The 16237-nt window shown below is 58.9% G+C and carries 12 protein-coding genes and 2 pseudogenes; 12 read left to right on the forward strand and 2 right to left on the reverse strand.

Translation table 11 applies throughout. The features are described from left to right. Positions 1–126: 126 nt before the first annotated feature. Positions 127–1158 (forward strand): LLM class flavin-dependent oxidoreductase, encoded by a 1032-nt coding sequence (locus LRP30_RS30750; RefSeq protein WP_249757205.1) that lies wholly within the window; start codon positions 127–129, stop codon positions 1156–1158. A 906-nt stretch (positions 1159–2064) separates the two neighbouring features. Here LRP30_RS30750 and LRP30_RS30755 read toward each other — a convergent pair. Continuing rightward, the gene (locus LRP30_RS30755; RefSeq protein WP_249757206.1) at positions 2065–2262 is read right to left on the reverse strand and encodes a hypothetical protein; all 198 of its coding nucleotides are present in this window, start codon (positions 2260–2262) and stop codon (positions 2065–2067) included. A 937-nt stretch (positions 2263–3199) separates the two neighbouring features. Between LRP30_RS30755 and LRP30_RS30760 the strand changes: the two genes are divergently transcribed. From LRP30_RS30760 to LRP30_RS30800, 9 genes and pseudogenes are all read left to right on the forward strand, one after another. After that, positions 3200–3577: a NolY gene (locus LRP30_RS30760; RefSeq protein WP_249757207.1), complete on the forward strand. Its 378-nt coding sequence runs from the start codon at positions 3200–3202 to the stop codon at positions 3575–3577. Positions 3578–4326: 749 nt separating this feature from the next. After that, complete coding sequence (locus LRP30_RS30765) at positions 4327–4518, forward strand: hypothetical protein (protein ID WP_249757208.1); 192 nt, start codon at positions 4327–4329, stop codon at positions 4516–4518. A gap of 129 nt (positions 4519–4647) precedes the next feature. Further along, positions 4648–4893: a hypothetical protein gene (locus LRP30_RS30770; RefSeq protein ID WP_018322338.1), complete on the forward strand. Its 246-nt coding sequence runs from the start codon at positions 4648–4650 to the stop codon at positions 4891–4893. A 670-nt stretch (positions 4894–5563) separates the two neighbouring features. Beyond that, a protein-coding gene (locus tag LRP30_RS30775) for an IS630 family transposase (protein WP_249757209.1) occupies positions 5564–6503 on the forward strand; the annotation gives its coding sequence in 2 pieces (ribosomal slippage) (positions 5564–5901 and positions 5900–6503; 942 coding nt in all). Positions 6504–6789: 286 nt separating this feature from the next. After that, entirely contained in the window at positions 6790–7518 is a 729-nt protein-coding gene (locus LRP30_RS30780; protein WP_249757210.1) for an outer membrane beta-barrel protein, read from the forward strand. 276 nt (positions 7519–7794) lie between these two features. Further along, positions 7795–7998, forward strand: a pseudogene (locus LRP30_RS30785) (transposase); the annotation flags it as partial. Positions 7999–8213: 215 nt separating this feature from the next. Next, positions 8214–8569: pseudogene (tnpB, locus tag LRP30_RS30790) on the forward strand (IS66 family insertion sequence element accessory protein TnpB). Positions 8570–8619: 50 nt separating this feature from the next. Then, entirely contained in the window at positions 8620–10170 is a 1551-nt protein-coding gene (locus LRP30_RS30795; protein WP_249757211.1) for an IS66 family transposase, read from the forward strand. A 62-nt stretch (positions 10171–10232) separates the two neighbouring features. Beyond that, positions 10233–10817 (forward strand): UPF0149 family protein, encoded by a 585-nt coding sequence (locus LRP30_RS30800; protein WP_249757212.1) that lies wholly within the window; start codon positions 10233–10235, stop codon positions 10815–10817. Positions 10818–11039: 222 nt separating this feature from the next. On the opposite strand, the gene LRP30_RS30805 is transcribed toward LRP30_RS30800, so the two are convergent. Next, positions 11040–11765, reverse strand: a complete 726-nt coding sequence (locus LRP30_RS30805) for a LuxR family transcriptional regulator (protein WP_249761865.1) — start codon at positions 11763–11765, stop codon at positions 11040–11042. 873 nt (positions 11766–12638) lie between these two features. Here LRP30_RS30805 and LRP30_RS30810 point away from each other — a divergent pair. Then, complete coding sequence (locus tag LRP30_RS30810; protein WP_249757213.1) at positions 12639–13355, forward strand: sulfite exporter TauE/SafE family protein; 717 nt, start codon at positions 12639–12641, stop codon at positions 13353–13355. A 1533-nt stretch (positions 13356–14888) separates the two neighbouring features. Beyond that, positions 14889–16223 carry an oxygen-independent coproporphyrinogen III oxidase gene (gene hemN, locus LRP30_RS30815; protein WP_249757214.1) on the forward strand — a complete coding sequence of 445 codons (1335 nt, stop codon included), beginning with the start codon at positions 14889–14891 and terminating at the stop codon, positions 16221–16223. Positions 16224–16237 lie beyond the last annotated feature (14 nt).

Below are 16237 nucleotides of genomic sequence, written 5' to 3' on the forward strand. Positions count from 1 at the left end.
TGCAAGCTCAGATCCACGCTCCCAAAGAGAACGCCATAAGCGGTCAAATGACGAATGAGACCTCTGAGCGCGACGGCATGAAGCAACCAAGACTCGCCACCTAACCCATAATCGGAGATTGATCGAGTGAAGAGTCGCCTTCCGTCAAGACTAACGTGCGGCATTTTCGACCATTTGGATGACGACGGCCGAGATGCCGCACGACAATATGAAGATCGTCTCAAGCTGGCGGAGGTCTGCGATTCCCTCGGCTTCTACGCTTATCACCTGGCCGAACACCACTGCACACCTCATGGCAGAGGGCCCTCGCCGAACCTGTTTCTATCAAGCGTCGCGCAGCGCACCCGGCGATTACGCTTCGGTCCGCTCGTGCTGTTGCTCAACCTTTATCATCCATTGCGCGCATTCGAAGAGATCTGCATGCTTGACCAATTGAGCGGCGGCAGGCTCGAGCTCGGGATAGGCCGCGGCTCCCAGCCGATTGAATGGAGCTATTTCGGCATCAGTGCAGACGCCGCACCAAGCCGTTATACGGAAGCCAGCGAAATCCTGAATATTGCGCTGAAGGGACATACGCTATCTTATCAGGGACACCACTTTGAGCTGAGCGAAATACCCTTGACCTTGAGGCCACATCAACGTCCTTATCCGCCGACCTGGATCGCGAGCAATCGGGCCGAGTCGGCGCAGTGGGCCGCTGCAAATGGTGCCAATTTGGCGTGCATAGGCCCCGCCTGTGTTGTCCGGAAGGTTACGGACGCCTACCGCTCCCATCGAGCCCAAAATACAACCGCACACGGCCGCGAGCCATTCCTCGGGCTGGCCCGCATGGTCGTGATTGCGGAGTCTGACCAGGACGCTCATGCGGCGGCCGAAACTGCGTATCGACGATGGCTGGAGAGCTTTAAGTTTCTTTACGAGCTGAATGCCATTCCGACACCGCCCGCCCTTCCGCTGACCTTCGATGCAGCACTTGAGAGCGAATTGTGCGTCGTTGGAACGCCAGCTTCCGTCCGACAGCTCCTTCTTCACCAGATGGAAGAGGCAGGTGCCAACTATTTGCTTTGCCAGCTTGCATTCGGAAACCTTCCGCTCGAGATTTCCCTGTACACCGCAACCGCAATCAAAACTGAAATTCTCGATAGCTTTGGCGGATAATCTCTACATTGGGGAATCATACACTTGGCAAGTAGACGGGTGCACTGAGGTTGTATCCGAAACTGGTTGCGATTTTGGTTGTCGTTTGCCTTGCGCAAAGGCGATCGTCAACCTCAATGGCAGCGATCAAGCGGTCATGTTCTTGCGTGCGCTTCTTCTTACTTCGACACACGACGCTCTGCTTTCGAAGGGAATACTTCGATTGTGAGCGCGCTTTGCGCAATGAACTTTGTCGACATGAGCGGAACTGGCGGCGGTGCCGTCTACGTCGGCAACGGCAAGATGTCGGAATCGACGCTGGAAACCTTCACTATAGTGGCACCTACATCGAGCAAGGCGGTCGCATAAAGGGGCTGTCCAACCGGCGGTACGCTTGTAACCGGCGCTCAAGTACCGGCAGACAGCAGATGGAGCCTCACACTCGATTGGCCTGCCAACTTTTCAGATGTGAAGCCAAAGGTGCTCATGGTTGAGGGTAGTCCGGTACACGTTACACTGGAGAAAATCGGCGATATCTGACCGCCTGGCGGCTCCTATTTGGAAGGGAGCTTTTGGCTTAGGCAGTCTTTGCCAAGCGCTTCATCAACTCATGCGCAGCCGAACGCACTTCGTCGGCTTCGATCTCGCGGGCCTCTTCAACGAAGGCCCGCGATTGCTCAGGGTCATCCTGCATCTGCGGGAGGCCGGAGCTGGTGGATAGTCGCCATCGAGATTCCATCGCCTTCTTTTCGGCTTGCGGCGATCGAGGTTTTTTTGTGGGAACTTCGTGACATCTGGAGTTAAAGGTATTCGCCAAGGGTCACCGCTGCGACCTTTTTGTCTTCTCAATCATGTCCGGTCATCAACGAATCAGCAGGCTCGCCTGAACGTTCCTCAAGCTCACTGAACCAAGACGGCGGGAAAAAACTAATTACCGCGCTTTTGATGTGGGCGATGAGATGACTCGCGTGCGCTATTCACGCACTGGATGCATCCCATCAACACTTTCGATTTTACCAATTTCAGCCAAATACCCATAAGTCGATCGCCGGCTTCCGGAAAGAACATTTCACGAATGTCGTGTGACAATGGATCCTTTTTGCTTTCAGCATAGTCGTAGGCCAATTCAAGCTTCTCGTGGCTGCATCCCCAACGACAGCCCTCAAGCTTTGAAATCGACGCACGTGCGGCGCAGATGCGGTCGGATGGCCAGCCGCAACGTCCGCCGCGCAATCTATCGCGTTGTCGCCTCCCCCTTTGCCATCATACTAAGGCCCTTTAAGAGGATCGGCTCTCACACACACTGCTTGGCCAAGGTAAATGCGTGCGCTGCATAGAATTCGGGCAGGCGAACTGCCCTCTACACCGGTGCGGGCTGGACTTTTGGCCCTGACCAGGCGGGTAGCGTCGACAATCCGCCGCTGTCGCGGCCTTCAAGCAAAGCGGTGCGGTCAGCTATCTGACTACGCTAAGTGCAAGACACATATCCTCCGACCAGGACGAGGCACCGATGTCGATCCGCGTGATGAGACCAGCCTCGCGATCTTACTGCCCATCCCCGTACGTCGTGGGATCGTGGATTCTCACTCCGCTCGCGTCCTCAGTCTTCGTCGGCGGGCGGCGCCCACACCCACTTCCTACAGACTGACGTTACCTCATCTCATTCTATGCGCCGGCGCTCTTCGACCATATCCCGACGCGCTTATGCCTTGTCAGGACTCCTTACATCACCATTGGAACGAGTGGTGGACGTGCGCGATCTGCCGGTCTTGTATCTTAGCGCGCGCAGTTTCCAGGAGCCCATCCGCACCCTCAGCGTGCCAGGCATCGCCTGTCAACGAATGCAGAGAGACGCTGTTCGCGGCGTTCTATCCCCTCGATCCCGCCTTTGCGGTCTTTTCGCGGCACGTGCCTGCCACCCTTTCCCTTCGGCGACTATGCGTGCGCACTTGGCTAGCAGCCATTCGTTGTAGCGCCGCGTCCGCCGTCTCGCGAACGAGGAAGCACGACACAACCGTTACTCAGCCTGCTGCCCTGCATTTAACTACTCTGGAGCAACACCGTGAAACTTGACCCTTCCAATTCACGCAAACAAGACCTCGAGGATCGCATCGACTTGCAACTCGACATCGTGGCCGCCCTCATACGCGAAGAAGGCAACGAGCTCGAAGCGATCCGACTGCTAAACGCACTCACAAACCAAATGATTACGGCGGAACTGGAGCTCGGCCAGCTCGGCGATACGAGAACCGGGGGCCGCGCCGGCGACCGGCGAACAGCGCGACTGTCGCGGGACCGTGGCGTTTACCACCCAGAAGACCTTCAGGTTTTGGGACGCCTTCTCGATCAGGCCGTGGCGGCATTACCGGAAGTGCTGCGAACTCCCGCCAACCAAATGAAGATCGCCAAACTAATTCTGTCACGTGCAGCAGCGGACTGAGATTAGATGTGGTTTTTTCTGCAGTTGATGGCGCGCTTATCGAGCGTTTGTCGCTGGGCTGACTGCTACGCCCGAACGCACCAGGGATTGACGACTTGGCATTTATGGGTTCACCGTCCCGTAAGCGCGCCGGTTCCGCTGGCTTTTCCATATCGCAACTGTTCGCCACCACGCTCGAAAGCGGGCTCGCCCTATTAAACCACCTCGCGCCGGAGATGACACAGTTACATTCGATCCAGCTAGACCTTGCTGTTCTTCGAGTACCTGATAGCTATGGTGTCTTAAACGCCTGCGGCCAACTCCAAGGGCTGATAGCGGGAAGCGCAACCCAACACATGCGTGCGAGACATCGCACGGCTATCGCCGCTTGTGATCCCCCCATGCGTTCGGCCCTCGTTGCGGCATTGTCTCCTACAAACGCGCAACGAACGGCACCCACATTCCTTTGCCGGACGACAGCGAATTCGGTAGGAGAGCATCGCAATTGCCGCTGCATCTCGCTCCCTTCTCTAGTGCGACTCACCTGGAGCAAAAATCCCACCGAGGGCAGGAGGCCACGCGAAAGGTCGAGCAACAGAACGACGGGCCGCGGACACATGTCGGAAGGCAAACAAGCAGCGTTCGGAAAACGCCACACGATTCCAGAAACGACATGACAAGCAGCTGCGATAAGAACGCATCTTAGCTTGAGACTGCGAAAGGAGAGGAACGGTCCATTTTCATCATGTTCGGCTTTAGTCGTGATTGGCATGGCGCCGATCTTCCGATTGCAGGAAGAAGAGCCACAACTATTGACCGATGCCAAGCAACAAGAGAACTGCGGCAACGAAGCGCGCGAACAACGCGTGATCGCTTCAACCGTTTCAAAATTATTCGAATTGCGCCTGGCAATACGACATTCGGTCATCGGAACTTCAACAAACATCTATAAACTTCATTGAAGCACCGAGAGCAGCTCGATACCCGAGCGGGCTGCGGCCCTGATGTCTTACTTGCTGGGACAAGCCACAGACTCTCGGTCAGCTTTTGCCAAGGTACTTCCTTGTATCAGGACGTCGTGGAGTGTTGAGATGGATCAGTTCTTATCCAAGCAAGTGCAGGTGCCAGATGCTATCGTGAGCGTCGCATTTGATAAGGCCTGGCGCTTTGTCGAGAAGGATCCGTTGCTGGCGCATAATCTCAAGACCGTCCTTCATAGCCGGTTGCGAACTTTCCTTGAGTGTTCGATAAGGAACGGCGAACGAAATACTTTGAATCTGGCAAACGAGGCGATACGCAATTTGCGCGCTGAACTGGCGCCGTCGACCGAGCAATAGCTTGCACCTCTAGTGTCAGATGGGTTTGGCTTCGTTAAGGCTCTTGGGGACCTTATGCGGCAGGGAAAAGAACCGGGTCAGAGCGTGGTCGAGCTGACCTTCCTCCACTCATGTTCAGCCCCGCTGAAGACGAGCACGTTCGCGACGACTGTTGCCTGTGCAGCTCTTCTGGTGACCCGAGACCAGTAAGCTGGAACCCAGAGCAAGTCGGCGACGAGACGGGACAGCTGCGCTAATATTCGCTGGCGCCAGGAAATGGCATGCCGTTTGCTATCCTGACCTTTGGCTCGGCACGAGCTTGCGCAACTTCAAGCAAGAGCCTCATCGAGCGCAGCCGCATCGGCTTCTTGACGTCCCTCGATCGCGGTAGGAATCGAGGAGGTCCGGAGCCAAAGCGATCGAGGCCTGTGATCGATCACCACCGCATCCCTCACGATTGCAAGCGGCAGCACGGCCGCCCTGCCGGAAGAACGAGCTTGAGCGCCCGAGACGTGTGCTCGATCAGCGGTCTTCATTTGCCGAACTGCCTGAACAGCGAGCAGGCATGGGGCGTGTTGGCGCGCCTGGTTTTGGCACTCGTTAGAGCGAGTTGGGGTCGAGTTGAATCGGAGGGATTCCCAAAGGGCGCAAAGCGTGATTCATCCTTGAGGCCGGGAGGAGGCCGGCAGGGATGGCGCATGGAGAGGCTCTTCGCATTCGGGTCATCAAGGCCGTGGTTGAGGATGGTCTTTCGCGGAACGAGGCGGCCCGAATATTCCGGGTGGGGATCGCGAGCGCGATCCGCTGGGTGAAGGCATTTGAGGAAACGCAGCGCACGGCGGCTTTGCCGACTGGCGGGGACCGGCGCTCTGTGCTGAAGCCGCATCGGGACTGGCTCTTGGAACTTCGGCGCAATGAGAATGATCTGACGCTCGATGCGATCGCCGAGCGCCTGCTTCGCAAGCACGGCGTCGAAGCCGACAAGTCGATGTTGTCGCGCTTCTTTGCTGGTGAGGGCATCAGCTTCAAAAAAAACCGTGCACGCCAGCGAACAGGATCGTCCCGACGTCGCTGAACGCCGACAAGCGTGGCGGTGCGCGCAAAGCAGCCTCGGCGGCCGGCTCATCTTCCTCGACGAGACCTGGACGACGACGGCAATGACGCGGCGTTACGCCTGGGCCGACGTCGGCGCCCGCGCCATCGGCCACGCCCCGAACGGTCATTGGAAGACGACGACGTTTCTTGCCGGCCTGACCTGCGAGGGACTGATTGCGCCCTTTGTGCTGGATGGGCCGATCAACGCCGAATGCTTCTTCGCCTATGTCGAGCAAGTCCTTGTCCCGGTGCTGCGCGAAGGCGACACGGTGATCCTCGACAATTTGTCCAGCCACAAGGATGAAGCGGCTGCGCGTCTCATTGCCGGCGCCGGCGCGCACCTGCTGTTCCTGCCGCCCTACAGTCCGGATCTCAATCCGATCGAGATGGCCTTCGCCAAACTCAAAGAATTATTGCGCCAAGCCCAGGCCAGAACCGTCGACGCCCTCTGGGACCTCATCGGCCGCTCTCTGGATCTCTTTACCCCAGAGCAATGCGCCAATTACATCCGTCATTGCGGATACAATCCGCTTTGATCACAACTCGCTCTAGCGACAGAAGGAGCCAAGCACCTGCCAGCATTGCGGCGCATCACAGGCCATCATGAACGCATCGTATTCAAAGAAGGATCTGCGCGAGGCGACCACTGTCAGGCCGCATTTCGGTCGAGGCAGTGCATGGCAAGTTGCGTGCTCAACAATCTGACGCGGCGTGCGATTGAACCCATTTCTTTCGAAGACATGTTGTGCCGCAGTTACAGCAATTCGCGATCATATTGTTAAACGCACGGCGCCGGGGAGCATCGAAAGGAACGACACTCGAATGAAGAATTTTCTTATTCTGACCGCAAGCATCGGCGCACTCAGTGCGGCCGCTCCCGCATTCGGCGCGGACTTCGCAGCTCAGCCCGTCAAGGTCAAGGCGCCACCGCTGCCGGTCGCAGCCCCGATTATCGATTGGTCCGGCTACTATATCGGTGTGAATGGCGGCTGGGGAACGAGCCGCAACTGCTGGGATTTCAATGGCGTCACTCCCGAGGGTTGCCATAATTCGACTGGCGGTACCATTGGCGGCCAGATTGGCTATCGTTGGCACATCTTCAACATGGTCTACGGGATCGAAGGCCAGGGCAACTGGGCCGACTTCAGCGGCTCCAACGTCAGCACCGCCTTCCCAGCAGACACCATTGGCACCAAAACAGATGCGTTCGGTCTGCTCACCGGCCATATCGGCTACGCGTTCAATGCCGTGCTGCTTTACGGCAAGGGCGGTGCTGCGGTGATCAGCAACACCTATCACGTCAACTCGGTGGCTACTGGCACCGAGATTGCCAAAAACAATGATGTGCGTTGGGGTGGCGCGCTGGGCGCCGGTGCCGAAGTCAGCCTCATGCCGAACTGGTCAGCTGGCGTCGAGTATACCCACTTGTTCATGCAGCGCAGCAACGTAAGCTTCCCAGCGGCCTTTGGCGCCGATCGCGTCCACCAGGACGTCGATCTCATCACGGCACGGCTCAATTACAAGTTCGGCCAGACGTTTCCCAAATATTGATCTCCACGCGTCTGCGTGAATCGGGGGCCCCGACCACGGTCGGGGCTCTTCTTCAGACGCCCCTCTCCCCCGCGACATCCCTGCCGCAGTTCCGAGGCACCAGGCCCGAGCTCGTCTAAGCCTGGATCACCGGCTGGATGGAACGACGCCGACTGACTCCAACGCTGGCGGACCAGGTCGGTCGATGGATAGCGGTACGACGACCCCACCTCGTTTAGGTGGACGGGATGAGCGAGACTCGCGCGTGGATTTGACAACGCGAGGGACGCTCATTCCATGCATCAAGACAGACATCAAGACAGGCATGATGCCGCCTCCTATCAGCGGATCGAGATGATCACGGGGGAGAGGCGACGGCGCAGTTGGAGCGATGCGGAGAAGGCGCGGATCGTGGCCGAGAGCGCCGATCCGGAGACGAGCATTTCCGAGGTGGCTCGACGCAACGGGGTCAACCGGGGACTGCTCAGTGTGTGGCGGCGCCAGGCGCGGCTCGCGTCGAGCGAAGCGCCGCAGTTCGTGCAAGTCAGGCTCGACGCCGCCGTCGAGGCGCAGCCGAACGCGATCGATAAGGCGCATGTTCTGGTGAGTCCGGCCGAGCGGATCGAGGTGATGATCGCGGGCGCGACGGTGCGCGTGCCCGTCGGCGTCGACGCCGCGACGCTGGAGCGCGTGCTGGCGGCGGTGAGGTCGACGCGATGATCTCGTTTGGTCCAATGGTCCGTGTGTTCGTCGCGACGCAGCCGATTGACTTTCGCAAAGGCGTTCATGGCCTGGTCGCGCTGGTAGCGGAGGGATTAGGCGGCAAGCCCTACAGCGGCGACGTTTATGTCTTCCGATCGAAGCGATCGGATCGTTTGAAGCTACTGGTTTTTGACGGCTCGGGAATGGTTCTAGCGACGAAGTGGCTCGAGAATGGGGGCTTCGCCTGGCCACCTGTTCGCGAGGGTACGATGCCGGTGACGGGGCGCAACTGGCGATGCTGATTGAAGGTCTTGCGGAGTGGTCGCGTGTGGTCCCCAAGGTGACGAAGCGGCCGACGAAAGTTGCCTGAATCGTCTTGTTTTGCTGGCGATTGCGAGTGTGTTCGTGTAGCTCTGCGATATGGCGCTTCGCCCTGAAGATCTCCCCTGTGACCCTGCGGCTCTCGCCGAGATGGTGCTGGCTTTCGAAGGCGAGAACGACGATCTGCGCGCAGAGATCGCCACGTTGAAGAGCCTGATCTTCGGCGCGCGATCGGAGCGCTCGGCAATCGTCTGCGCTGAACAGATCGCGCTCGATCTGGAACGGACCGCGGGCGCGCAGCCTCCGGCCAATGACGACAAACCGGACGCGCCGAGACCGAAGCGGCGCAAAGCGAGGCGCAACATCGGCGCGCTGCCGGCGCATCTGCCCCGGGTCGAGCGGGTGATCGAGCCGGCGTCCACGCTGTGCCCGTGCTGCACGGGTCAGATGCATCGGATCGGCGAGGAGAGCAGCGAAGCGCTCGATCGGGTTCCCGCGTGGCTGCGTGTGCTCCGCACGATCCGTCCAAAATACGCCTGCCGCTCCTGTGAGGGCCCGATTGTCCAGGCCCCGGCACCGGCGCGGCTCGTCGAGGGCGGCATGGCGACGACGGCGCTGATCGCGCATATCGCCGCGGCCAAATATGCCTGGCAATCGACGCTCTACCGCCAGACGCAGATCCTGGCGGGCCAGGGTGTCGTCGTCGACCGTCAGACGCTGGCGCGCTGGATGGGGAGCGCGGCGTGGCTGGTCAGGGGCCTCTACGATCTGCAACTGAAGACCATGCATGGCTTCGAGCGGCTGTTCTGCGACGAGACGCCGATGCCAGTTCTCGATCCGGGACGCGGCCGCACGAGGATCTGCCAGCTCTGGGCGCACGCGACGGACGATCGGGCGTGGAAGGAGCCGGCGCCGCCGGCGGTCGCCTACGTGTTCGCAGGCGGTCGCGGCAAGAAGGAGATCGTGGCGCAGTTGGCCGGCTTCGAAGGCGTGCTGCAAGTCGACGGCTATGCCGCCTACGCCTCGCTGGCCGGCGATGCGAAGATGTCGGGCCAGATCCAGCTGGCGTATTGTCTCGTTCACGCGCGCCGCAACTTCGTGAGGGTGCACAAGACGACGAACTCACCCTTCGCCGCGGAGGTCATCGAGCGCGTTGCGGCCGTCTACGCGATCGAGGAGAGGATCCGCGGTCTCGACGCTGGGGAACGCCGCGCGACGCGACAGGCCGAGACGAAGCCGCTGATGGAGGCGTTGAGGGCCCGTCTGATCGCGGTGAAGGACGGGATCTCCCGCCGCTCGACGCTCATCAAGGCGATCGACTACATGCTCGAACGCTGGCAGGGCCTGACGGCATTCCTGGATGACGGGCGGCTCGAGCCGGACACCAACACGGTCGAGCGATCGATCAGGCCAATTGCGATCGGAAAAAAGAACTCGTTGTTCAGTGGTGACGAAGGCGGGGGCGAGACCTGGGCGATACTCGCTTCGCTTCTTAACACAGCGAAATTGAATGGCCTCGACCCCGAGGCGTATCTCGTCGACGTTCTCGATCGCATGGTGAGCGGCGCCACGAAGACCAACCAGCTTCACAAACTTCTGGCCTGGAACTGGAAGGCCGCACGCGAAGCGGAAAAGCGAGCCGTGGCATGACGAAGCCGAAGCAACGGCGGGGAACGCGAAAAGCACGCAAGACGACGATGGCGGACTATGCCATGTCGTTCGAACGGCTCGGGCAATGGATCAGCGAGCGCGCCAGGTCGCCGACGCTTCGGCATCCGCGGGCGACGTCGCTCTCCATGCTCGACGGCGCGGTGGCCGCGGTCGTCGCCGGGCCGGTCTCGATGGCGTCCGAGGAATGGGTGTGCCCGCTCCTCGGCGTAGATCCCGACGCCTTCAATCACGACACCGAGGAGTTCTCGGCGATCGCCGCCACGCTGATGCGCCACAACGCAATCGGTGAGACGCTGTCGACGAGACCGGAGAGCTTCGAGCCGCTGTTCGTGCGATCACCGGACGACGAAGTCGACCCGCAGCCCTGGTGCATGGGCTTCTACGCCGTCATGAAGCTTCGGCTTCTCGTCTGGTCGCGGCTTCTCTCCCCGAACGGAACCGAACACCTTATGCTGCGGCCGATCTTGGTCCATTGCATCGACGACGCAGGTCGGCCCTTGCTACCTCCGGCCCGGCGCACGCTGGGAACGCAGCCCATTGTCCAAAACGCCTGGCGCGACATTCCAGCAACCGTCGAGGCGCTGCGCCAGTTCTGGATGCCTATACGCTTCAAGCGCGGTGCGTAGGCCGTCCGCACCAAGTCCGTGGCCCTCTCGTACCGTTTACGGTCGATGCGATACGTCATCGACGGGTAATGGAGCTCCACAACCTCACGCCGCGTGAGGTTTGAGATCGCTTGTCTCGATGACCCTTGTATCTGCGATTTGGCCAAGAGTGCCATGCTGAACTTGGCAGAAGCTGGAAACAAAAATTTGGCAGTTGGTGCTCGTCCCATTCGACTGATGAATTCAAAGAACACCGAGGCGAATAGCCGTAACGACCGCTTGAATCCGGCTGGTCGCGTCCAGCTTTCGCATCGCATTTTTGATATGAAAATTGACTGTATTCTCGCTGATTCGCAGGATCTTCCCAATTTCCCATGACGATTTCCCCTCGGACACCCACCGCAGGCAACTGATCTCCCGCTGCGATAATGCAACTTTTCGGTCGCAATCATTATTGGAGGGACGAGCGATCTCGCCAGAGGCGGTGTGAAAGAGGCAGGCCAGCGCGTTAAGATGACGCATGCGGGCCTGAGGATCAGCATCGTCGGACGGAGATGCAAACGACACCACAGATACCCGACCCAACGGGCCGAACAATGGTACGCTCATACCATGCTTCAGGCCCGCCTCTCTGGCCTCTTCCAGTACTCGTCTCTCGTCTGGTTGAAGTTGATGGCGGTCGGCGAGTTGATCCCACAAAAACGGCCGCGTATGCATCGGCGTCCGCCGCACCACCGGATCAATAGTATGGTACTTGCGGTTGAAGTATCGGTCGCACCAGTCTGGCGGCCACTTCACAGCCACGGTCGGAGGTGGATACTCCGCCAGCCGAAGTGGCTCGACGAAATTGAGAGCGCCGTAAGCGACTTCACTGAACCCTTCTTCGGTGGCACAGCTTACAAGAAGCTCGAACAGCGCTCTGAGCGAATGCGTCTGGTTCGCGCATTCGGTGAAGCTATAGAGATCCATGATGGGTGCCTCAGAACGCCGATCAAGCTCCCTGTCACTGTGTTCAATTACGCTTGTTTCAGGCGGAGCCAAATTCCATTCCATGACCTGAACTCTTGGGTTTGTTCTTCGTGAAGTCTGAGCGCTCGCACGCTGCGTCAGACGCCATTCCCGAATTCGTTGCCCTGCCTGGCTGCGCCGGCATGATCCCGTCAAACAGCCGAGATGCTGTCACCATCCCTGGTCTGAGGCTGAACGGCACGCCGCAATCGAAGCGCCGTTGCACATGCAAAATGATCGGTCCAGCTCGCCGATGGCCAAATCGGGATTACCGCGCCCTCATCCGTGTTGGTGGACGCGATCGATGGGCCACACGTAACATCCGAGGCAGAAGCCATACTCCTCGCACGATTGCCCGGCGTTTCAGCGTGTCCGTCAGGCAGGTCCGGCGCAAATGAATCGAACGGGCAGAAAATGGCCACGTCAAAGGCGCCACGGGAGATACTCGCAATCGCGAGACCTGCTTGATGCAGAGGACACTTTGCATGCGCATCTCCAGAAGGGAGAGGACCCTGGAGCAGATCAGCAAGTGTCGTACCACCTGTTGATTTCGTGAAAATCAAGCGTCGGAACAAGGGCTTGTAAGGCGGACGGTTGGTTTCCGCAGTAAGTGCATTGAAGCAATCATGACATCGGGAGGAAACGCGACAGGGCCATTTGCGCGAGCCGCGGCACGAATTGACTCAGCCGAAGAAAGGGGCAGCTTCGGCCGCGCGGATCCCCGACTTAGAGCTCGGAATCCGCCCCCTGGCGGAACGACAATTGCACCTCACGCTCGGATCATGATGCCGTTGGTGCAACCAAGGCGAAGAACTTCGCCAAGATCGGTGAAGTATGGTTTCTCTGCTCTTCGCGATCACCTCACTGTTCTATGCGACCGTCGGCCAAGCGGGTGGCACCGCATTCCTGTCGCTAATGGCCTTTTCTGGTATGCCATCGACAGAGATGCGCCCGACGGCGCTTGCTCTCAACATTGTTGTGGCGACTTATTCTACGTGGCTCTTCAACCGCAACAAAGCCGTAGACTGGATAATCTTGCGTCCGCTTCTGCTTTCATCGATGCCAACGGCGCTTGCCGGTGGCTTGATTGTGCTCGAGGAACACATTTACAAAACACTGACCGGAATCGCTCTTCTTCTGGCGAGCGCCGTGATGATCATGCGGCGCGAACGAGCTGCCGATCGCATTTGCGAAACTCCGCTCCGGGCAAGCGTGGCCATTGGCGCGGTCCTCGGCCTGGTTTCCGGCCTGACCGGCGTGGGCGGCGGAGTGTTCCTGGCCCCGACGCTTGTCGCACTGAATTGGGCATCACCTAAGCAGACCGCCGCGCTATCACCCCCTTTTATCCTGGCTAATTCCACAGTCGGCTTCCTCGGAGCTCTTTTCACCGGCCAATTTCCGTCCTCGGATTTGGCGCTTTACGCAATCTCCGCGCTGGCCGGTGCCGTCGCAGGAACGGTTATCGGCCTGAAATGGTTGAACCAGACAGCTATCAGGTTCATCCTCGTGGCGGTTCTGCTCGTTGCCGGCATCCAATTGGTTCGCGCTTGAAAGTCTCAAGTCCCATCTTTTGTGGTTGGTAAGCGCCCAGCGCGGTCAGATCGACGCGGTCTCGCTAAACGCTGCTGACAGACTCAAGCGGTTTGGGGGCGTGAAGCATCGATATTGGCCGCAAACGTTTTCAATAGCGAACTGAAGGTCATGATCGCCACCGATCATATTCTCACGTACGTAGCCGTCGCTATGCCCTCTTGATTACCGTCTTACGGGTAGTCATCACCGATGGCTGGCTGGCGGCGAGCCGAGCATTTCAATTATGGCATCTCGTGGGGTGCCCAGTTTCAAGTTATCAAATTGTTCGGCGATCATCCTCGCTGGCTTGATAGGCTCAGCCCTCATTCGCGGAAGATGATCTTCAGGCCCGATCGGCTTACGTACCACAAACTTTTTCGATCCAGTGTGAAACTGGAATGCCAGGGGGTGCGAATCCCATTTGATGTAATGAAGCGGCGCAACATCTCCCAGCCGGCTTCTTCCTAGATGGCCTCCAGGTCGCCGCGGGAGAACGATTACTTGTGACGGGATGATCGACGCCTCACCAGGTGGCTTATGTGAAACAGTGAGAGCTGCAGGTGCATCGCATTGATGCGACGCCAATGAGAAGGGCCAACTGCATAATTATGCGCGCTCTGGCAGCGACCGATAGCTGCAAAGGCGATGTTAAAAACAGAAGACATCAAGTGCTGAAGCAGAATAGAAACCATCGCAGATAGTGTCACGTGTGAGATATCTGGCCGGCCCTCGCGTTCGCTATAAGCAGGACCTGCAAGTTGTTGTGAGTTGGTGAGCTGCATTGGAGCCGGAACGAGACGCCGCCGAACCAAGGCGCCCCGACGCACTTTGCCGGGGGGTGAAAGTGCGCCGGGCCCGCCCCAACATCATCAGTACATCCGTGATGATGCTTGCGGCAATGAGACAAGCAGCGTGGCGGAATTGAGGCTCATGCTTGAAGATCAAAAATGTTTTGGTGAGCTGCTCCAAAGGACTTGAATCGCACGTAGCGTCACGTTGTACGATCGCGCACTTGGCTCCTTCATCTAGCAAGCAACTTTTTTCCGTGACACGCCGGCCTTGGACGGGACGCATAGGTCGAATGCTGTGCGCATCCACATCGGTTTTTTCACGGAAAACCAGCTTGAAAGTCGAGAGACCCGGCAAATCCGGGGTGGCCCGCTCCCGGTGATGCCTTTAGATCCCCCTTTTCGTCGCAAAGCGGCTGCACGTTAGGGGATGGGAAGCGACGCGCCCTTGAATGAATGATTGACACTGCGCGCAGGCTAGTCGGAGGACGTCTAGCCGCTTCGACCGTGCTCATACGAGAAGTTCATTCTACCCACAAGCATTCAGATAATCGCCAACGAGGGGCTCTCACTCCACTCTCACCCCCGGCCCCTAAGCCGCGTTGGACTGACATCGAGAGCGGGACCAGATCTCAGGAACGGTTAGGCACGGTTGACATAACGCAAAGACACAAGCGAGGGCATCGGTCAGCTTCATGCTGTTTGAGCATGGGAAAGTTAAGCCTTGCAGACCTCACTCCTAAACAAGTATTGCGATGCTCGCCTGCCTTGGTACACCATCTACCCAACCGTACCTGATTTCACCGCGATGGTCGGTCCCAAGACTTGTGAGACATGGTTGAGGCGGCTGCCGCCCGACGAACCCGTATCGCTCTACCTCCACGTTCCGTTCTGCCGCTCGATCTGCTGGTATTGCGGCTTCCCTACAAGCCTCACTCGCAGCGAGCGACCGCTGCGCAATTATTTGGCGGCGGTGCAGGATGAGATGCGCTTGGTCGCAGAGCAAGCGCCGCGCGCTCTGCCGGTGAGCGACCTGCATTTCGGCGGCGGGACGCCGACCACCATTGCACCGACCGACTTCCGGGCCTTGATGGAACTCCTGCGCCGCTGCTTCGCGTTCAGCAAATCATCTACCATCGCCATAGAAATCGACCCGCGTGCGTTCACGGCCGAGATGGTCGAAACGTTAGAAGCGGCGGGGGTCAGCCGCGCGAGCATAGGCGTGCAAAGCTTTGACCCTGTGGTTCAAAGGGCGGTCAACCGCGTCCAGAGCGAGGTGCAGACGGCTTCTGTCGTCGAAAGGCTTCGCCAGCATGGGATAAGCCGCATCAATTTCGACCTTCTGTTCGGATTGCCGCATCAGACGGTGCGATCCTGCGTGGACTCCGCGCGGACGGCTCTGGCCATGCGGCCAGACCGGCTTGCGATTTTCGGCTATGCTCACGTCCCCTCCTATATGAAACGTCAGCGCCAGATCGATGAGACGGCGCTGCCGGACAATGTCGCCCGCGCTGAGCAAGCCGCGGCCATTGCAGATACGCTGGTCTCGGCCGGCTATCGCCAGATCGGGCTCGACCATTTCGCCCTGCCCGACGACGAGCTCGCGCTGGCGCAGAAAGCCGGTCAGCTGCGCCGCAACTCTCTGGGTTATTCGGCTGATACCTGCAAAACCGTGATCGGCTTAGGTCCGTCAGCCATCGGCCGCCTGCGTGACGGTTACGTCCAGAACGAGATCGCAACCGATTCCTATCACCAACACATTCAGGCTGGCCGTCTAGCGACCTCAAAAGGCTACTGTCTCACCCCCGAAGATCGCCTCCGCGCCGCAATCATCGAGCGTCTGATGTGCGATTTGCAGGTCGACGTACCAGCGATCTGTGCTGCTCACGGATTTGATCCGATTCCTTTTCTTGATTCGGCCGACGGCCTGGGAATGCTTGTCGAAGACGGGATAGTGGACATTGAAGAGGGCTTCATTCGGGTCAAGCAGGAGCACCGGTTTGTCATTCGTGCTGTTGCTGCCGCATTCGACACTTATCTCGACCGTACCCCCTATTAACTTAGCCACGCATG

Source organism: Bradyrhizobium sp. C-145 (genome assembly GCF_023375135.1).
Taxonomy (GTDB): Bacteria; Pseudomonadota; Alphaproteobacteria; order Rhizobiales; family Xanthobacteraceae; genus Bradyrhizobium; species Bradyrhizobium zhanjiangense.